General features: G+C 66.4%; 20 protein-coding genes. 9 read left to right on the top strand and 11 right to left on the bottom strand.

Annotated features, from left to right (window positions below; all coding sequences use genetic code 11):
• Positions 1 to 100 precede the first annotated feature (100 nt).
• From gspD to gspG, 5 genes are read right to left on the bottom strand one after another with little or no spacing between them, the layout of a single operon-like run.
• Positions 101 to 2,383 (bottom strand): type II secretion system secretin GspD, encoded by a 2,283-nt coding sequence (gene gspD / locus AC07W7_RS22175; RefSeq protein ID WP_495040121.1) that lies wholly within the window; start codon positions 2,381 to 2,383, stop codon positions 101 to 103.
• On the bottom strand, positions 2,380 to 2,907 hold the full coding sequence (locus AC07W7_RS22170) for a type II secretion system protein M (RefSeq protein WP_099168287.1): 528 nt from the start codon (positions 2,905 to 2,907) through the stop codon (positions 2,380 to 2,382). Before AC07W7_RS22170 ends, gspD begins: the two co-directional genes overlap by 4 nt.
• Complete coding sequence (gene gspL, locus AC07W7_RS22165) at positions 2,900 to 4,012, bottom strand: type II secretion system protein GspL (RefSeq protein WP_495040120.1); 1,113 nt, start codon at positions 4,010 to 4,012, stop codon at positions 2,900 to 2,902. Before gspL ends, AC07W7_RS22170 begins: the two co-directional genes overlap by 8 nt.
• Positions 4,009 to 4,932: a type II secretion system minor pseudopilin GspK gene (gene gspK / locus AC07W7_RS22160; protein ID WP_495040119.1), complete on the bottom strand. Its 924-nt coding sequence runs from the start codon at positions 4,930 to 4,932 to the stop codon at positions 4,009 to 4,011. Before gspK ends, gspL begins: the two co-directional genes overlap by 4 nt.
• 8 nt (positions 4,933 to 4,940) lie before the next feature.
• Positions 4,941 to 5,390, bottom strand: coding sequence for a type II secretion system major pseudopilin GspG (gene gspG, locus AC07W7_RS22155; protein WP_099168289.1), 450 nt, complete (start codon positions 5,388 to 5,390; stop codon positions 4,941 to 4,943).
• Between the two features lie 148 nt (positions 5,391 to 5,538).
• On the opposite strand from gspG, the gene gspI reads away from it, so the two are divergent.
• Complete coding sequence (gene gspI, locus AC07W7_RS22150; RefSeq protein ID WP_099168290.1) at positions 5,539 to 5,931, top strand: type II secretion system minor pseudopilin GspI; 393 nt, start codon at positions 5,539 to 5,541, stop codon at positions 5,929 to 5,931.
• Here gspI and AC07W7_RS22145 read toward each other — a convergent pair.
• On the bottom strand, positions 5,918 to 6,349 hold the full coding sequence (locus AC07W7_RS22145) for a type II secretion system protein N (RefSeq protein ID WP_495040118.1): 432 nt from the start codon (positions 6,347 to 6,349) through the stop codon (positions 5,918 to 5,920). The two genes, gspI and AC07W7_RS22145, sit on opposite strands and share 14 nt — an antisense overlap.
• Before the next feature lie 90 nt (positions 6,350 to 6,439).
• On the opposite strand from AC07W7_RS22145, the gene gspH reads away from it, so the two are divergent.
• A complete protein-coding gene (gene gspH, locus AC07W7_RS22140; RefSeq protein WP_099168292.1) occupies positions 6,440 to 6,901 on the top strand; it encodes a type II secretion system minor pseudopilin GspH in 462 nt (153 codons plus the stop codon).
• The gene (locus tag AC07W7_RS22135; protein WP_099168293.1) at positions 6,898 to 7,506 is read left to right on the top strand and encodes a type II secretion system protein GspJ; all 609 of its coding nucleotides are present in this window, start codon (positions 6,898 to 6,900) and stop codon (positions 7,504 to 7,506) included. The genes gspH and AC07W7_RS22135 overlap by 4 nt, the downstream gene beginning before the upstream one ends.
• Positions 7,507 to 7,530: 24 nt before the next feature.
• Here AC07W7_RS22135 and AC07W7_RS22130 read toward each other — a convergent pair whose 3' ends face one another.
• Genes AC07W7_RS22130 through AC07W7_RS22120 form a run of 3 tightly spaced genes read right to left on the bottom strand, consistent with a single transcriptional unit; the run spans position 7,531 to position 9,674 of the window.
• Complete coding sequence (locus tag AC07W7_RS22130; protein ID WP_495040117.1) at positions 7,531 to 8,457, bottom strand: FecR family protein; 927 nt, start codon at positions 8,455 to 8,457, stop codon at positions 7,531 to 7,533.
• A gap of 36 nt (positions 8,458 to 8,493) precedes the next feature.
• Positions 8,494 to 9,039 carry a sigma-70 family RNA polymerase sigma factor gene (locus AC07W7_RS22125; protein WP_099168295.1) on the bottom strand — a complete coding sequence of 182 codons (546 nt, stop codon included), beginning with the start codon at positions 9,037 to 9,039 and terminating at the stop codon, positions 8,494 to 8,496.
• Complete coding sequence (locus AC07W7_RS22120; protein WP_099168326.1) at positions 9,036 to 9,674, bottom strand: secretin and TonB N-terminal domain-containing protein; 639 nt, start codon at positions 9,672 to 9,674, stop codon at positions 9,036 to 9,038. Before AC07W7_RS22120 ends, AC07W7_RS22125 begins: the two co-directional genes overlap by 4 nt.
• A gap of 232 nt (positions 9,675 to 9,906) precedes the next feature.
• On the opposite strand from AC07W7_RS22120, the gene AC07W7_RS22115 reads away from it, so the two are divergent.
• From AC07W7_RS22115 to AC07W7_RS22090, 6 genes are all read left to right on the top strand, one after another.
• Positions 9,907 to 10,209: a hypothetical protein gene (locus tag AC07W7_RS22115; RefSeq protein WP_099168296.1), complete on the top strand. Its 303-nt coding sequence runs from the start codon at positions 9,907 to 9,909 to the stop codon at positions 10,207 to 10,209.
• A gap of 91 nt (positions 10,210 to 10,300) precedes the next feature.
• The gene (locus AC07W7_RS22110; RefSeq protein ID WP_099168297.1) at positions 10,301 to 11,020 is read left to right on the top strand and encodes a response regulator transcription factor; all 720 of its coding nucleotides are present in this window, start codon (positions 10,301 to 10,303) and stop codon (positions 11,018 to 11,020) included.
• Positions 11,017 to 12,357 (top strand): HAMP domain-containing sensor histidine kinase, encoded by a 1,341-nt coding sequence (locus tag AC07W7_RS22105; protein ID WP_495040116.1) that lies wholly within the window; start codon positions 11,017 to 11,019, stop codon positions 12,355 to 12,357. The genes AC07W7_RS22110 and AC07W7_RS22105 overlap by 4 nt, the downstream gene beginning before the upstream one ends.
• A gap of 119 nt (positions 12,358 to 12,476) precedes the next feature.
• A complete protein-coding gene (locus AC07W7_RS22100; RefSeq protein ID WP_495040115.1) occupies positions 12,477 to 12,764 on the top strand; it encodes a DUF3649 domain-containing protein in 288 nt (95 codons plus the stop codon).
• Positions 12,761 to 14,290 carry a PepSY-associated TM helix domain-containing protein gene (locus AC07W7_RS22095; RefSeq protein WP_495040114.1) on the top strand — a complete coding sequence of 510 codons (1,530 nt, stop codon included), beginning with the start codon at positions 12,761 to 12,763 and terminating at the stop codon, positions 14,288 to 14,290. Before AC07W7_RS22100 ends, AC07W7_RS22095 begins: the two co-directional genes overlap by 4 nt.
• A gap of 1 nt (position 14,291) precedes the next feature.
• Positions 14,292 to 14,561, top strand: a complete 270-nt coding sequence (locus AC07W7_RS22090; protein ID WP_099168301.1) for a DUF3325 domain-containing protein — start codon at positions 14,292 to 14,294, stop codon at positions 14,559 to 14,561.
• An 18-nt stretch (positions 14,562 to 14,579) separates the two neighbouring features.
• Here AC07W7_RS22090 and AC07W7_RS22085 read toward each other — a convergent pair whose 3' ends face one another.
• Positions 14,580 to 15,086, bottom strand: a complete 507-nt coding sequence (locus tag AC07W7_RS22085; RefSeq protein WP_099168302.1) for a GNAT family N-acetyltransferase — start codon at positions 15,084 to 15,086, stop codon at positions 14,580 to 14,582.
• Positions 15,087 to 15,145: 59 nt separating this feature from the next.
• Complete coding sequence (locus AC07W7_RS22080) at positions 15,146 to 16,156, bottom strand: PLP-dependent cysteine synthase family protein (protein WP_099168303.1); 1,011 nt, start codon at positions 16,154 to 16,156, stop codon at positions 15,146 to 15,148.
• Between the last annotated feature and the right edge of the window lie 3 nt (positions 16,157 to 16,159).

Below are 16,159 nucleotides of genomic sequence, written 5' to 3'. Positions count from 1 at the left end.
CTGCGATAGCGGTGGGTCAGGCAACAGGGATGTTGAGCCGGCCGCCGCCATCGCAGCCTCGCTGGGGCTCGACAGCTCCCACATTGGGAATGGGTACGGCTCACGGGCGGGCACTCCCGGGTATCGCCTTCTCCACCGCCGGCAGCTGCGGTGCCTGCACATCCGGCAGCGCCCAGCTGTGCTGCGGCTGCAAGCCGCCCTGGGCGCGGCGCATAAAGTCATAGCGGTTGAGCGTAATACTGCGCCCCGCGCCACTGTCGCGGATGATGTAGGGCCGCAAAAACACCATCAGGTTGGTCTTGTTCACACTGCGCGACTCATTGCGAAACAGCGCGCCCAGCCCCGGGATGTCCGACAGCCACGGCACCGCGTCGTTGCTCTGGGTATAGCCATCCTGCAACAGCCCGCCCAGCACCATGATCTGCCCGTCGTCCAGCAAGATGCTGGTATCGATCGCCCGCTTGTTGGTCACCGTGCCCGCCTCCACCGATGCCCGCGCATCGACGCTGCTGACTTCCTGGTAGATATCCAGCTTCACCGTGCCGCCCTCGGAAATCTGTGGCCGCACGTTCAGCTTGAGCCCCACCTCTTCACGCTGCACGGTCTGGAACGGGTTGTTGCTGGTGCCGCCCCCGCCCGTCACGTAGCTGCCGGTGACAAAGGGAATGGTCTGGCCGACGAAGATACTCGCCGCCTCGTTGTCCAGGGTCAGCAGGTTGGGCGTGGACAACACATTGCTCCCGCCCTTGCTCTTCAAGGCCCGCGCCAGGACCTTGAGGTCCAGCACCCGGCCGATCCCCGGGATATCCACGCTGCCGTCCACCAGGCCGATGTTCAGGCCCTTGGGCAGCACGTCGATGCTGGTCTTGCTGGTGGGGCTGCCGTTGATCCCGCTGCCGCCCAGGTTGACCCCGCCAAAACCACCCTTGCCCCCCAGGTTGCCGGCCTGCCACTGCACACCAAATTCGCTGGCATCGTCTTCGTTGACTTCGACGATCAGGCTTTCGATCACCACCTGGGCGCGGCGCTGGTCGAGCATGTCGATGACTTCGCGCAGGTTGCGGTACAGCGGATCGGGGGCGGAGATCAGCAGGGTGTTGGTGGTCGCATCGGCCTGGATCGTCACGCCGCCGGCACTGAAGGCAGTGCTCTGGTCAGTGGTGGTATTGCTCGCCCCTGCACTGTCCTTTGCATAGCCACTGGCCGGGGGCGCGCTGGCGGTCGGCGTGCCGCTGCTGTTCTGGCCACTGCCCTGGCTGGCAGTGCCCGCACCGCCCATCGCACTCAACTTGGAGCGGGCTTCGTCACTGACGCCACTTTCGCTCTCCCCGGTCAGCATGCCGCGCAGGGATTGGGCCAGCTTGCCGGCCTGGGCGTTGCGCAGGTACACCACGTGCATATTGCTGGGGTTGCTCTGGGCATTGTCGAGCTTGTAGATCAGGTTGCGCGCCAGCTCCGTGCGCTCGGGGCTGCCGGCGCGGATGATGATCGAGTTGGAGCGCGGGTCGCCGACCACGGCGATTTTCTGGGTCTGGTCAGTGCCCTGGGTTTCCAGCAACTCGGCGACCATCGCCGCGATGTCCACGGCGATGCCGTTTTGCACCGGCACCACGTCGGTGTCGATGGCGCTCGGGGTGTCGATGCCGTCGATGATCTGCGCCACCCGTGCGAGGTTTTCCGCGTAGTCGGTGATGACGATGCTGTTGTTACCGGGGTAAGCGTTGATCGGGTTGTTCGGCGAAACGATGGGGCGCAATACCGGGATCAGGTTCACTGCGTTTTCGTATTGCAGGCGGAAGGTACGGGTCTGCATGCCATTGCCAGCGGGGCTGGCGGCGTTGTAGATCGGCCCGCCCAGCAGTTTGGCGTCGGCTTCCGGGACCACCTGGGCCACGCCGCCGACATCCACGACGCTAAAGCCCTGCATGCGCAGCGCCGCCAGCAGCATGTCATAGGCCTGGTGCGCCGGGACCTGGCCTTCGCTGACCAGGGTCAGGTTGCCCTTGACCCGGGGGTCTACCAGGAACTGCTGGCCGGTGGCGCGGGACAAGGCGCGCACCACCGCCTGGATCTCGGCCTCGACAAAGTTCAATTGCACCGGCTGGTCGCCCAGCGGGTTGCGTACTTTGGCCGGGGCGGCGGCATGGCCACGGGCGCGATGGCTTACCGGCTGCGGGGCCCGCGGCTGGGGGGTGATGTCACGCTGGCGCTCGGGCAAGGGCACGCCGTTGCGCCGGGTGTCGGCCAGGGGCTGGCCGAGTTCGCTGTCCACCAGCAAGGGCGCAGGTGTGGGCGATGGGGTGTGGCTGCAGGCACTGAGCGCCAGCAACAGCAGCGGCGCAACCTGGCGAAACGGTGCCGAATGGGGCAATGACCACTTCATGAAGCTTCCTTAGCGCCAGGCGCCTGATCCATGCGAACGGTCCCGGACACGCTGCCGGCCGGGTTTTCAGGGGTATCGCCCACACGCTGCAAACGCGCTTGGGACACCTCCAGGGAAAATGCGCGCGGGCTGGCCAGCAGCCAACCAACCACGGCATCCGCCGGCGCGTCGGTAAAGGTCAGGCGCCAACCGGCGGGCTCCACGCCCTGCAACTGATAGCGGTCTTTAAGCCCGGCCGTATCGAGGGCCTGGCGCAAGGCGCCTTCCAGGTCTTGCCCGGCGCGCACACCGGCACTGGCGCCCTGCAACACCCCCTGCAAGGTGGCGGCCTGGGTGCGCAGCCTGGGGGTTTCGGCCTGCCAGTAGTCGATCTGCTGCAAGGGCGGCTCAATCAGCAGCCCCCACACCACAAAGCCCGCCAGCAGCGCCCCGCTGCCGCCCAGCAGGCGTTTTTCGCGCAGGGCCAGGCCGTTCCAGAAGCCCTGGAGCTGGCCGCGCAGGCGTTGATAGCCGAACTTATTCATCGGCGCCTCCGGGGCTGTCGAGCGGCCCGAGGGTCCAGCCGCGCTCATCACGGGTGGCGGTAAAACCGGCCTCGGTCAACGCGGCCTGCCCATCACCGGGCGCTGCCGGGCTACGGCTGTCGGGCAACAGCTGCAGGTGCAAACGGCCTTGTTCAAACGCCAGCGCCTGGACGCTGCCGACCATGAACGGCAGGTGGCGGCCCGCCAGTTGCAACAGGCTGCTCAAAGGCTGCCCGGCATCGGTGCTGGCGCCTTGAGCGGCGGCCAGTTGCTGGCGGGCCTGTTGCAGCGGATTGAGGATCACCGGCAAGTGCGGGAAGGCCTGTTTGACCTGGGCAATCATCCGCGCCTTGAGCTGTTGCCCTTCGTCCGCCTGGCGGGCGGCGTACAGGTTCAGGCCCAGGGTCCAGACCGCAACAGCCAAAGCACTGAGCCCCAGCGCCCGGCCCCAGCCCCCGCTGCGGGTGCGTTTGAGGCGGCCATGCAGGCCCCAGGCGGGGACCGCGCCCTGCCAGCGCTGGGGCGTGTGGTCTGCGATCTGTTGCAACTGAGTGCCGTCGCTCAGCAGTGCCTCCAGCGCGTGTTCGCCCAAGGGATGCAGGGCGCCCTGGTGCAGGCTCTGGCGCAACAGCAAATGCCCGTCGACGCAGGCCACGCTCAAGCTCCCCGCCGGCGGCACCGGCAAGGCATAGGGCGCCGGGTACAGGCCGCGCAGGTTGATAGAGACCTGGGCCAGGACGCGGTGCAGTTGTTCCAGGCCGGCAGTGGGCAGCCAGCCCACTTGCACCTGGCCGTTGCTCTCCCGCGGGCCGTGGACCACCTGCATCTGCGTCACCGGGCCGAGGATCAGCGCCTGGGCCGCGCAGGCCACGGCAGCCGCCACCTTGGCCGGCGGCAATGGCGGCAGCGCAAGGCTGGTCAGCAAACTGTCCCGGGGGTGCAGGAAACACTCGGCCGCCAGGGGCTTGCGCGGTTGCGCCAACTGCCCAAGGGCGGCCTGCCCCTGGCGGCTGACCTGCCCGGCACGGTCCAGCCAGGCATAGTGCACCAGGCTCTCGGCACTCAATTGGGCCAGCGGCGGCAAGGCAATGCGCAAGCGTGTCATGCGCCCACCCGCCACCAGATCACCTGGGGTTGCCGTTCTTCGGGGCGATACAACAGGGCTTCGACCGCGACCCGCCGCTGCGCTTGACGCGTGCGGCCGTGCCAGCGGAACCATTCACTGGTGATCCCCACCTGCACCGAGTCCACCACCAACCGGGGCATGCGCAGGCGGTTGACGAAATCGCCACGGTTGATAAACCAGCGCCCGCTGTCCCGCTCGGCCACCAGCCCCTGGGCCTGGGGCAGGCTGAGCCCCGGCACCACCGCACTGAGCACCTCGGCGCTGGCCGTATTGCCGTTGACCCAGGTGTTGTCGGGCAGCACGCTGACATAGGCCGCCAGGCGTTGTTGCACACGCGGCTCCAGGGCAAGGTCGTCAAGGCTGCGCAACATCGGCGCCTTGGCCGGCAGCAGCGCCTGGGCGGCCTCGGGCGAAGTGCTGCGCAGGTTGCTCAGCTCACTGGCACCCGCGCGCTGTACATAGGAGGCCAGCACCCGTTGGCTGATGCGCTGGCTGACGCCGGGGTCGATGCCCAGTAGCTGGCACAAGCGCTGGAAGCTCTGCAACTGCGCCGCATCCGGCTGCTGATGGCTGACCAGGTTGCGCAGGTTGAACTTGCCCTGCTCGTCATCCAGACGCCCCTCGACCACCCCGGCAAAGGGGCGCGCCCAGGGTTGGTCGAGGCGGGTCAGCACCTCCTTGCGCCGCGCCTCCCACAACTGCTGCCGGCTGGTTTGCAACGCGCCCTGTAGCAGCCAACTGCCCTGGACGCGCAGTTGTTCGGCCTCCAGGCTGCGAGTGAATACACTCTGGCGGGTGAGCATGGCCCCGGCGAGCACCGCCACCACGGCGGCGATCAGCAGCGCGCTGATAATCGCCATGCCGCGCTGCTTCGCCGCTCTGGGCAAATGGCTGTTCATGGCGCGCCTTACAACTGCCAGGAGCCGATATCGGCATTCACGCCTTCGCCATCCGGTTGGCCGTCGGCGCCCAGGGAGAACACATCGACTTCACCATTGGCGCCAGGGTTGAGGTAGTGATACGGGCGGCCCCATGGGTCGTTGGGCAGGCGTTCGAGGTAGGCGCGCCAGTTGCTGTTCTTCGCATCGGCCGGGCGCTCGACCAGGACTTTGAGGCCCTGGGTCATGTTCGGATAGCTGCCGTGGTCCAGGCGGTAGAGTTTGAGCGCCTGCATCAGGCCGCCGATATCTTGCCGGGCGGCCGTGGCCCGGGCCTGGTCGGGGCGATCGAGCACCTTGGGCACCACCATGGCCGCGAGGATCCCGAGAATGACCACCACCACCATGATCTCGATCAGGGTGAAGCCACGCTGGCCACGAGGGCCTCGCGGGGTGGATCTGAAGTGCGCGATATCCATCTCGACATTCCTTGGCTTGAGGGCTTTTCGTCGCGCAGTGTTGCAAGACAACATGTCAGGCGTATGGAAAATCCTCGGGAGCTTTGGTCGCCAATCGGTCAAGTGCAAAGGCTAGTCTGCGCACCTGTTTCCCCGCATTGAGCAAGCCATGGGCGGTCGTAACAAGAACCAGGGTTTCACCCTGATCGAGGTGCTGGTGGCCCTGGCGATTATCGCCGTGGCCATGGCGGCGGCTGTGCGGGTAGCGGGCTTGATGACCCAGAGCAACGGGCTGTTGCGCGATAAATCCATCGCCATGCTGGCGGCCCAGAGTCGTCTGGCGCAACTGCGCCTGGAGGGCCGCGCCAGCCCCGGACGCAAGACCTTCGAGTGCGATCAGGGCCGCTTGAAACTGCGCTGTGAGCAAGTGGTGGCGGCCGAGGCAGGCCTGTTGCACGTCAGCGTGCAGGTCCTGGACGCCACGCGTGAGGCGCCGCCCCTGGCGCGCCTGGAAACCCGGGTGGGCCGCACGCCTGCGTTCAAGCAGGTTACGGCCGAGTGAGCCTGGGCAAGGCCGGTGCGTCGGGCAATTTGTCGAGATTGACCCGCACCCTTTCACCGCCACGCTCGATCACCACCCCATCACCCTCGATGGCCGCCAGGCGCACGCCGGGGCTGAGGCGCTCACCGGCCAGGAAACTGCGCGGCGGCCCGTCGTTGAGGCTGAGGATCGCCACTGCGCCCTGGGCCCCGGCCAGCACCCCGGACACCTTGACCTGCAGGGCCATCGGCACCTCGGCAAACCATTGCAACGCCGGGTTATCACTGCGCGCCGCCAACGCCTGGGGGGCCAGCGGCGGCGTATGGGATTGGGCAGACGTGAGCAACAACGGCGTCCATGTGGCGACCCCGGCCAGCGTCGCCAGCAAGGCCAGGGCCTGGATGCCGTGGGCGGCAGATACGCGATCGATGAATGCCATGGGCGGGACCTCCTGTTTGTCCATCCCCACAGCCTACAGGGCAATTCTCACGGTTTTATTTCAGTGGCCGATCTTGTTGAGGGCACACCCATGATGAATCGCAGGCAACGGGGTTTCACCCTGATCGAGCTGATGGTGGTGCTGGTGATTATCGGTATTGCCAGCGCCGCCATCAGCCTGAGTATCAAGCCCGACCCCTTGCACCGCTTGCGCAAGGACGCCGAGCGCCTGAGCCAGGTGTTGCAGATCGCCCAGGCCGAAGCCCGCGCCGATGGCCGCACGATTACCTGGCGCGCGGATACCAAGGGCTACCGCCTGAGCCGCAGCCGCGACGATGGCCGGGGACTGGAGGACTTCAAGGAGGATCCCCAACTGCGCCCACGGGCCTGGGATACCACGCCGATGCAGGTGCGTATCGAACCCCGGCAGACCCTGGTGCTGAATGCCGAATGGATCAACCCGCCGCTGCTGGTGCTGCTGTCGGATGGGCAACACCGCCTCGGCCTGCAACGTGATGCCGCCGGCACCCTGCGCGTGGTGAGCCCACCATGAACCGCCAGCAGCAAGGCTTTACCCTGATCGAGGTGATGGTGGCGATCATGCTGATGGCCGTGGTCAGCCTGATTGCCTGGCGCGGCCTGGACAGCGTGACCCGCGCCGACGCCCACTTGCAGGCCAGCACCGAACAGACCCAGGCCCTGCTGCGCGCCCTGAACCAGTTGCAGCTGGACGTCAGCCTGCGCGCCGGGGTGGAACTGGCGCCGCCGCCCACCCTGGACCGGTCGCCCGTCGTCGACGCTTTGCCGGCGGTGACCGTGCGCAGTTCTGACCGCCAGGGCTTTCGCCTGGAACTGATCCGCCGCGCGCCAACGCCCGGCGATGGCTTGCAACGGGTGCGCTGGTGGCTCAAGGGCGACACCTTGTACCGCTCTGCCGCACCGGCGCGGGATCGCTACCCGCTGCCGGCGCCCAAGGAGGCGGTGGCGGTGCTGGGCCAGGTCAGCGACCTGCAAGTACGGGTGTGGGACCACGACAAAGGCTGGCGGCAGTTGAGTGGCAATCGCCAGGACAATCCCCTGGGGATGGAAATCACCCTGGTGCGCCAGACGCCGCAGGGGCTGGAGCGCTACCGGCAGGTGCTGGGGCCGCTGGACTGAGCCTGTGGCGCACGCGCTCCAGGGCTAGCTGAGCAACACCACCCCACCCGGCAGTTCCGTGCACTTGGCCCCATAGGCATCGCGAATCAGCAACGCCACGCCCGCCAACTGCTCAAGGCTGAAGCGCGCATGCACCCGGCGCTGGCCCAGTTCGCGGTTGAGCAAGACCAACATGCCCGGGCGATAGCGGTTGATCTCATCGATCACCCTCTCCAGCGTGGCGTTATTGAACACCAGCACCTGTTCCCGCCAGGCCATCACGGCCTCGGTGTCCACGGCCACCACGGGCCCCAGCCCTGCCGCGTCGTAGATCAACTGGCGCCCGCTGTCCAGGCGCACGCTGCGCCCCTCGACTTCAACCGCCAGCCAGCCTTCAATGCAGGTCACGCACACACTGTGGTCGGTATTGCGCACATTGAACCGCGCCTGGCTCGCACTCAGCCACCCCGCCCCCGCCTGTACCGTCAGCGGCTGTGCCACCTGTACCTCAACCTCGCCTTCCAGCAGTTCGATGCCCTGCTCGCGCCGGCTGATGCGGGTCTGGGTGTTGAGTTCCAGGCTAATACCCTCGCGCAACTCGACCCGGCGCTGCTCGCCCACCTCGGTGCGGTAGTCGGCACTCAACCCGGCAAAACCACCGGGCACCGTGACGCGCACCATCGCCAGGGCCACCGAGGCGGCAAGCGCCCCGCCGAGGAACGCCCGCCGGCCGAAGTGCCGGGGCGCCGGGGCCTGGGCCTGGGCCAGTGCCGGGGTCAATTGTTGCCACAGGCGCTTGGCGTGCTCAAAGGCCTGGGCATGCTCCGGGCTCTGGGCGCACCACTGGCGCAAGGCCTTGGCATCGGCCACGGTTGCCTGGCCCGAGGTCAGGAGGACCAGCCAGTCGTGCGCTTCACCGTGCAATCGGCTGTCGGGCGTGCCCCGGGCAGTGGGAAAGCTAAAAATATTCAAACGCGCAGGTACTCACGGATTATCAGGGACTCAACACTAAGACGGTTTTCCGGCGCCGGGACCGAACCGCTGGATGGCTTTTCTTTCCAGGCGCTGGGCGCAATGCCCCAGGGCCGCCTTGATTTCCTTCTCGACCATGCGCGTGGAAATGCCGAAACGCTGGGAAATCTCCAGGTGTGGCGCTTCCTCCAGGCGCGCGGCGATAAGGATCTTGCGGCGCCGGGCGGGCAGTTCGTAGAGGGCTTTGAGCAGGGACTGGAGGTCTTTCTGGCCGCCCACCACCCGCGAGGGGTCCTGGGCTTCGTCGCTGATGTCGAGCAACTCTTGGACTTCGCTGCCGGTCAGCAGGCGGGCATCGGCCTGGCGCCGGTCGGCCGCGATGTTCAGGGCCATGCGGTACAGATAGGCATTGGGTTGTTGCAGGTTCGCCGGCATGTCCATGCGGTCGACCCGCAGGTAGGTTTCATGCAGGACGTCATTGGCCAGGTCCTCCGACCCCAGGCGCTTGCGCAAGCGCACCTTGAAGTCTTCGTAGGAGGCCAGGAACAACCTGACCATTGGCGTGTGCCCGGTCTCCTTCATGCCCCGGAAACTCCTTCCCGTGCTGTGCATTCCATGCGTTTTCCTGTGGTGTCGGGCATTAAGAGCAGGGTCAACGGCAACCGCATCGAACTGGGTGCCGGGCGTTCTATCCGGGTGCTGCCCAGGCTGCGTAGCAGCGCTTCATCGCGCTGCACATCGCCGGTGGAACTGACCAGGCGGCTGTGTTCAATCAACCCGTCACGGTTGACCCAAACCTGCACCAGCGCCCGGAAACTGCCGGGGCGGGTCAAGGGCGAACGGCACAGGCTGGCTTCGACCGCCTGCTGCAAGGCCGTGGCATAACTGCGGTTGAGCCGTGCGGCATGACGGGGCGACACCCCGCGGCTGGCCAGCGGCTGGCTGACTTGCGGCAACTGCAGGGTGAATGCATCACTGCGTGCGTAACGCGCCATCAGGCCACTCCCTGTCAGTAACAGGCTCAGGGCCTGCTGGGCACTGTAGTGCCCGTGCACCCCCATCGAACGCCGCCCGTAGGTCAACTCGCGGTCCACCAGCACCGCCATGCCGGTCGCACGGCTGAAGGCCTCCAGGGCCGGCGCCAGGCTTTGCGCCGGCAGATCCAGGCGCAACACCGGCGGCTCGCCCGCCTGCACCGTGGGCAGTGGCAGCCACATCCAGGCCAACAGCAAGGCCAGGCAGCAGTGCGTGCGCCTCCAAGCCCACCGTTCGACCCCTGCTCTGCCTTGCGTCACGGCTGGCATGTCCTGCGAAAAGTGTCATCCTGAAGCCAATGTATGAACCTGATGTTACGGTGATAGCAAAAAAAACTTCACCGTTTCGACAGGTCCACGGGGCTAGACTGGCAAGCACGACCGGCCCTCTCCCAGGGCCTGCCAGGAGGCCCGGATGAAGCGATTGACGATGATCTTGTTGTGCGCGGGTTTACCTCTGCTCGCCCAGGCCACCGAGGCGCCCGGCGGGTGTGTCGAGGCCCGGGTCGACGGCTACAAGGCGCCGGACTATGCCTGCCTGAGCCAGCAGATGGGCAATAACCCACAAGGCACCAAGGCCGCGCAGAAAAACCGCGCGGCCCGGGAAACCCCGATCCACCTGCGCCAGCCCAACCAGATCGGCTTGTCGACACCGGCGGCGACCCGTGTGCGCATGGGCAATACCTTTGGCACGTCGGTCAAGCCGCAGCGGCCTTGATGTAGGCCAATAATCCACAATCGATAGGAATATGCCGGGACTTTTGCCAGAATGCGCAACTTAGAAACATTCGCATTCGCAGGAAATTCCCATGCACGCCCTCCACTCGCTCCCCGCTGCGCGCCGTATCCTTGCCGTCGAGGATGACCCGGTGCTCGCCGCCCACCTCGACAGCCACCTGGGCCAGCGTGGCTTCGAGGTGACGCTGCGCCAGGACGGTGGAGAGATCGTCGAGCTGGCGCGCACCCAGGCTTTCGACCTGATCCTGATGGATATCATGCTGCCGGGCAGCAGTGGCCTGGAGCTGCTCGCGCAACTGCGCCGGCATCAACGGGTGCCGGTAATCCTGATGTCCGCCCTCGGCGACGAGCAGGACCGCATCAGCGGTTTCAGCCAGGGTGCCGACGATTACCTGCCCAAGCCGTTCAGCATGCTGGAGATGGACGTGCGCATCGATGCGATCCTGCGCCGGGTGGCCTATGAACATGAGGTGCCCGGCACGGCGCGCAATGAAGACCCGCAACTGACGTTCGACGAACAGCGCACTGATGTGCACCTGGATGAACAGTGGGCCGAGCTGACCACCACCGAGTACCGGGTGCTGGAGACCCTGGTGGCCCATGCCGACGAGGTGCTGACCAAGGCATTCCTGTATCAGCAAGTCATGCACCGCGCCTATTCGCGGCATGATCGCAGCCTGGATATGCATGTCAGCCGTATCCGGCGCAAGTTGCAGGCCATTGGCTACACCGCCGGGCGCGTGGAGACGGTCCGAAGCACGGGCTATATGCTGACCCGGCTGGAGTCATGAGGCTGCCCAACCGCCACTCGCTGTTGTGGAAGTTGATCGGCTTGCTGGCGGTGTTGTGCCTGCTGGTGGTCAGCCTGCAAGTGGATGTGAGCCGGCGCATCTACGAAGCCACCGCGCGCTTGCCCGCCCCCACCCGGTACATCCTCAGCGAGTACGCCCGCCAGGCCGAAATGGCCTGGCGTGAACGCGGTGCGGTGGGGGTCGATGAGTTCCTCAAGCATCTGCGGGCCCAGGAGCAGGTGTGGGCGGTGGTGGTGGACGAGCACCAGTCGCTGTCCTCCCAGGCCCTGACCACGCTTGAGCGGCGCAAGCTGGGTTTCGTGCGCGAGATCGACTGGCCAGTGGGCCGCCCGGGTGGCCGGCCGGCGTTCTACGTGCCGTTCAGCGACGGCGCCGCGCGCCTGGTCATGGAGTTGCCGCTGCACCTGGACCCCCGCCAGGGCCGTGGCCTGTGGGATATGTTGCTGCGCCAGGTCCTGCCGACCTGCCTGGCGCTGTTGTTTGGCGTGCTGTTGTACCGGGTGCTGATTTCGCCACTGGTGATCCTGCGGCGCCAGGCCAATGCCCTGAGTGCCGGTGACCTGGCAGCGCGGGTCGGGCCCCAGGTGACGCACCGCCGCGATGAGCTGGGCGAACTGGCCCGGGCCTTCGATCATATGGCCGAGCGCCTGGAAAATACCGTGGTCCTGCAACGGCGCCTGCTGCGGGACTTGTCCCATGAACTGCGCACGCCCTTGAGCCGGCTGCGGGTGGCCGGCGAACGCGAGCCCGAACCCGCCGCCCTGCGCCAGCGCCTGGAGCGCGAAGTACAAGGCATGGAACGCTTGATCGGCAACACCCTGGAGCTGGTCTGGCTGGACACCGAACGCCCGTCGATGCCTGTGGAGGCGGTGGAGATGGAGCCGTTGTGGGACCTGCTGCGCGAAGACGCCTGCTTTGAAAGCGGCTGGCCCCGCGAGCGCCTGCCCTGCGAGCTGCCCCCAGGCGTTTGGGTGCTGGGCAACCTCAATAGCCTGGCCCAGGCCCTGGAAAATATCCTGCGCAATGCCATCCGCCATTCCCCCGAGCACGGCGTGGTGCGCTTGAGCGGCGTGCTTGAGGGCGATTTCTGGCACTTGTGCATCCAGGACCAGGGCCCCGGGATCGCGCCGGACCAGTTGGAGCAGATCTTCCTGCCCTTCACCCGCCTCAATGCCGCCCGCCCGGGCGGTGACGGTTATGGCCTGGGGTTATCGATTGCGCGCAGCATCGTGCAGTTGCAGGGTGGCCAGCTGTGGGCCCAGAACACCACGCCCGGGCTGTGCCTGCATCTGCGGCTCAAAGTGTATAAGTTGTAAATTGCGTTTACTCCCATATGAGAATCACTAGCATTGGCGCCCTGAGTTTCTTGTGACCCACACAAGCCCTCTCCTGCAAGGGGATGTGGGTCGCCTGGTCTGACGCTGATGAGCCCTCCATGAAAAGCCAATCCTCTGCCTGGCCGACACTCTCGCGGATTGTCGCCGCGCTGATCGGTGGTTACCTGTTGACCTACGCATTTACCGCCGCCCTGGCGCGCCTGCTGCCCATGGATAAGGTGGATGCCCTGGTGGTCGCCAGCCTGCCGTCCTTCCTGATCTACACCCTGGCGATCCTCTGGGCCTTCGCCTGTCGCAACGCCTGGCGTGCCTGGGCCGGGATGGCCTTGGCGCTGCCCTTGGCCGTCATCGGGTTCTGGCCACACTGGCGCGAGGTGCTGGGATGAAACACAAGACACTGACCCAGGCCATGGCCTGGCTGCATACCTGGAGCGGGCTGGTGTTCGGCTGGCTGCTGTTTGCGATCTTTCTCACTGGCACCCTGGCGGTGTTCGACAAGGAAATCGATGGCTGGATGCGCCCGGAAATTCCCACCGCCACCCTGTCGCAAAGCGCCGCCGCGCAACAAGCCCTCGGCTATCTGGCGCGCCAGTACCCCACGGCGCGCACCTGGAATATCGGCCTGCCCGGCGAGCGTTCCGACACCCTGACGGTCTCGGCCGGCGAGCAACGGCGTGGCGGCGGCACGGTGCTCGACCCGTACACCGGCGAGCCCCTGGCCGTGCGCGAAACCGCCGGTGGCGGGTTTTTCTTCCGCTTCCACTTCACCCTCAACCTGCCGCGTGACCTGGGGATCTGGACCGTCGGCCTGGCCGCCATGGCGATGCTGGTGGCGCTGGTCAGCGGGATCGTGATTCACAAGAAATTCTTCAAGGAGTTCTTCACCTTCCGCCCGGCCAAGGGCCAGCGCTCGTGGCTGGATGCACACAATGCCACGGCGGTGCTGGTGCTGCCGTTTCACCTGATGATCACCTATACCGGGCTGGTGATTTTCTACCTGATCTATATGCCGGCGGCGGTGGACGTGCTGTTTGACGGTGACCGCGACAACCTCGGCCGTGCCCTGCGTGGCGCGCCCGCCGAGCAGCAGGTGCGCGGCGCGGCCAGCCACGCCGCCGAACTGACCGCCCTGGCGCCACTGCTGGCCGCAGCCGAGCGGGCCATGGGGCCGGTGTCGAGTTTGTCGATCCATCATCCCGGGCGCAGCAACGCGCGGATCGAGGCGCGCCCGGTGCTGGGCAATCGCATCGAGCTGACCAAGGGCCAGAGCATGCTGTTTGATGGGGTCAGCGGTGAAGTCCTGCGCCAACCCGCCGTCAGCCGGCCGAGCCTGCTGACCCAGAAGGTCATGGCCGGCCTGCACTTTGCGCAGTTCGGCGGCTACGCCATGCGCTGGCTGTACTTTGCCTGCGGCCTGGCCAGTTGCGCGATGCTGGCGACCGGCGTGGTGCTGTTTACCGTCAAGCGCCGCCGGCGCCACGATGGCGAAGGCGCCGTGGGCGCCCTGCTCTACCACCTCGCCGAACGCCTGAATGTGGCGGTGGTGGCCGGGTTGATGGTGGCCTGCGTGGCCTTGTTGTGGGCCAACCGTTTGCTGCCCGCGGAACTGGCCCAACGGGGTAGCTGGGAGGTGCGGGTGTTTTTCCTGGTGTGGCTGTTGAGCCTGGGCCACGCCATTGTGCGCCCCTGGCGCAGTGCGTGGCGTGAACAACTGGGCCTGGCGGCGGCGTTGTGCATCTGCCTGCCGGGGTTGAACCTGCTGGGGGAAAGCCGGGGCGACTATTTTTACCTGGAGTTGACCACCCTGGCCCTCGGCCTGCTGCTGGCCTGGCCGTGCTGGAAGCTGTACCAGGCGCCCATCGAACGTGGCGCACGGCGCGTGGCCAAGCCCCCTGTAGCGCAGGTCAACTGAGATGACCTTGATAACGGCAGTCTGGCTGGCCTGGGGTGGGATGCTGGGGTTATGCCTGGGGTTGGAGCGGCACTACAAACAGCTGTGGCAGCGCCCGCCCTCGCCCCGGATAAAGCGTGGCTTGCGGGCCATGGGCTGGGTGCTGCTGACGGCCAGCTTGGCCGTGAGCGTACTGGGTTGGGGTTGGGCCATGGGGCCGGTGGCGTGGTTTGGGCTGATTTCGTTGGCGGGGTTGAGTGTGGCGTTTCTATTGCCTTACGCCACACGCTGACGCCCTGCGGGAACGGGCTCAGTGAACGACAGCCCGGGTCACCAGAAAGCTCAACAGCTGCGGCTCGTCCTCCAGCTCAATGGCCTGCACCGGGCGCGGCAGGTTGTCCAGCACACTGCGCCAGAACGCCTGGGACACTTCGTCCTGGTCATAGAAGCGCACCAGCCAGTCAGCCTCGCCACTGCTCAGCACCTGGGTGGCCAGGGCGCGGCCAATGCCTTTGCGGCGGTAGCGTTTCAAGATAAACAGGTCGGCCAGCTCCAGGGCGTTGACTCCCGCCAGTTCGCTGCGTTCGATCAGCAGGAAGCCGGCGATGTAACCGTCCACCAGCAGCAGGTTGGCGCTCCATTGCGGGTCCTGCCAATAGCGCGCCAGGTGTTCTTCATGGATATAGAAGCGGCCGTCCAGCTCGACGTCTTCCTGCTCCCAATCCGAGGATTCATAGGCATAAAACTGGTAGAGGTTGCGGATCAGTTCGGCCTGTTCAGGGCCGGTCTGGATCAGTTCGACAGTGCTGTCACTCATAGCGGGGCTCACGCGGGCGGGGCGCCACAGTAGCGAAGGTCGGCGCCCCAGGCAAGCCGCTAGGCCTGCTGTTTGAGCCGAGGCTCCGCGCTCAACCATTGCCCCAGCTCGCGATGCACCTGGGGCGCCAGCAGTTGCCGATCCGCCATCCATTGGTCGTTGAACACCGTGTCCAGGTACTTTTCGCCGCCATCGCACACCAGGGCCACGATCACGCTGTGGGCCGGGGCGTGCCGGGCTTCGCGCAGGGCCTGGTAGACCACCCCGCCGGCCGAGCCGCCGAGCAGCAGGCCGTAATGCCGCGCCAGGTAGCGCGCGGTTTCAAAAGCCTGGGCATCGCTGACGGTGAGGCCTTTATCAATCAGTGTGTAGTCGACCACGGCACCGATTTCCGCGCCTTCGGGGGTGCCGGTGCCAGACTGGTGGTACGGCGCACCGGGGCCGCCGAAGATCACCGAACCACAGGGTTCGACCCCGATCACGTGCAAGTCGTGGACATGGCGTTTCAACGCACGCGCGGTGCCGCACAGCGAGCCGCCGGTGCCTACGGCGCCCACCAGGTAGTGGATTTCATCGCCCAGCACTGCGCGCAATTCCGCGGCCAGTTGCGTGTAGCCATTGGCATTGGCCGGGTTGTGGTGCTGGCGCGTCCAGTAGGCGCCCTGCTCCGTGGCAATACGCTCGGCGGTGGCATCGCGGTCGGCGGTGGACAGCCCGCCACCGGGCTCGCCCACCCGCACCAACTGCGCCCCGAACGCTTGCATGGCCCGCAGTTTGTCGGGGCTGGCGTGTTCATCGACCACGGCGGTAAAGCGGTAGCCGCGCTCGGCAGCGAGCAATGCCAGGCCCAGCCCGGTGTTGCCCGAGGTCGATTCGACAATCCGCCCACCCGGCTTGAGTTGCCCCGAGGCCTGCGCCTCGTCGAGCATCTGCCGGGCCATGCGGATCTTGGCGGTGCCGGTGGGGTTGAATTGTTCCAGTTTAAGCAGCACACAGCTGCCGTTTTCGGTGACGCACAATTTGAGCAGCGGCGTATCGCCGATCAGTTCGGACAGGCAAGTCTTGATCATGAC

It is taken from the genome of Pseudomonas sp. GW821-FHT01D09 (genome assembly GCF_059422465.1).
This window is presented reverse-complemented; position numbering and strand designations above follow the sequence as displayed.

Bases quoted from the DNA above. Each gene is read 5' to 3' on its own strand.
- gspD (WP_495040121.1), bottom strand. From the start codon at position 2,383: ATGAAGTGGTCATTGCCCCATTCGGCACCGTTTCGCCAGGTTGCGCCG.
- AC07W7_RS22170 (WP_099168287.1), bottom strand. From the start codon at position 2,907: ATGAATAAGTTCGGCTATCAACGCCTGCGCGGCCAGCTCCAGGGCTTC.
- gspL (WP_495040120.1), bottom strand. From the start codon at position 4,012: ATGACACGCTTGCGCATTGCCTTGCCGCCGCTGGCCCAATTGAGTGCC.
- gspK (WP_495040119.1), bottom strand. From the start codon at position 4,932: ATGAACAGCCATTTGCCCAGAGCGGCGAAGCAGCGCGGCATGGCGATT.
- gspG (WP_099168289.1), bottom strand. From the start codon at position 5,390: ATGGATATCGCGCACTTCAGATCCACCCCGCGAGGCCCTCGTGGCCAG.
- gspI (WP_099168290.1), top strand. From the start codon at position 5,539: ATGGGCGGTCGTAACAAGAACCAGGGTTTCACCCTGATCGAGGTGCTG.
- AC07W7_RS22145 (WP_495040118.1), bottom strand. From the start codon at position 6,349: ATGGCATTCATCGATCGCGTATCTGCCGCCCACGGCATCCAGGCCCTG.
- gspH (WP_099168292.1), top strand. From the start codon at position 6,440: ATGATGAATCGCAGGCAACGGGGTTTCACCCTGATCGAGCTGATGGTG.
- AC07W7_RS22135 (WP_099168293.1), top strand. From the start codon at position 6,898: ATGAACCGCCAGCAGCAAGGCTTTACCCTGATCGAGGTGATGGTGGCG.
- AC07W7_RS22125 (WP_099168295.1), bottom strand. From the start codon at position 9,039: ATGAAGGAGACCGGGCACACGCCAATGGTCAGGTTGTTCCTGGCCTCC.
- AC07W7_RS22120 (WP_099168326.1), bottom strand. From the start codon at position 9,674: ATGTGGCTGCCACTGCCCACGGTGCAGGCGGGCGAGCCGCCGGTGTTG.
- AC07W7_RS22115 (WP_099168296.1), top strand. From the start codon at position 9,907: ATGAAGCGATTGACGATGATCTTGTTGTGCGCGGGTTTACCTCTGCTC.
- AC07W7_RS22110 (WP_099168297.1), top strand. From the start codon at position 10,301: ATGCACGCCCTCCACTCGCTCCCCGCTGCGCGCCGTATCCTTGCCGTC.
- AC07W7_RS22105 (WP_495040116.1), top strand. From the start codon at position 11,017: ATGAGGCTGCCCAACCGCCACTCGCTGTTGTGGAAGTTGATCGGCTTG.
- AC07W7_RS22100 (WP_495040115.1), top strand. From the start codon at position 12,477: ATGAAAAGCCAATCCTCTGCCTGGCCGACACTCTCGCGGATTGTCGCC.
- AC07W7_RS22095 (WP_495040114.1), top strand. From the start codon at position 12,761: ATGAAACACAAGACACTGACCCAGGCCATGGCCTGGCTGCATACCTGG.
- AC07W7_RS22090 (WP_099168301.1), top strand. From the start codon at position 14,292: ATGACCTTGATAACGGCAGTCTGGCTGGCCTGGGGTGGGATGCTGGGG.
- AC07W7_RS22085 (WP_099168302.1), bottom strand. From the start codon at position 15,086: ATGAGTGACAGCACTGTCGAACTGATCCAGACCGGCCCTGAACAGGCC.
- AC07W7_RS22080 (WP_099168303.1), bottom strand. From the start codon at position 16,156: ATGATCAAGACTTGCCTGTCCGAACTGATCGGCGATACGCCGCTGCTC.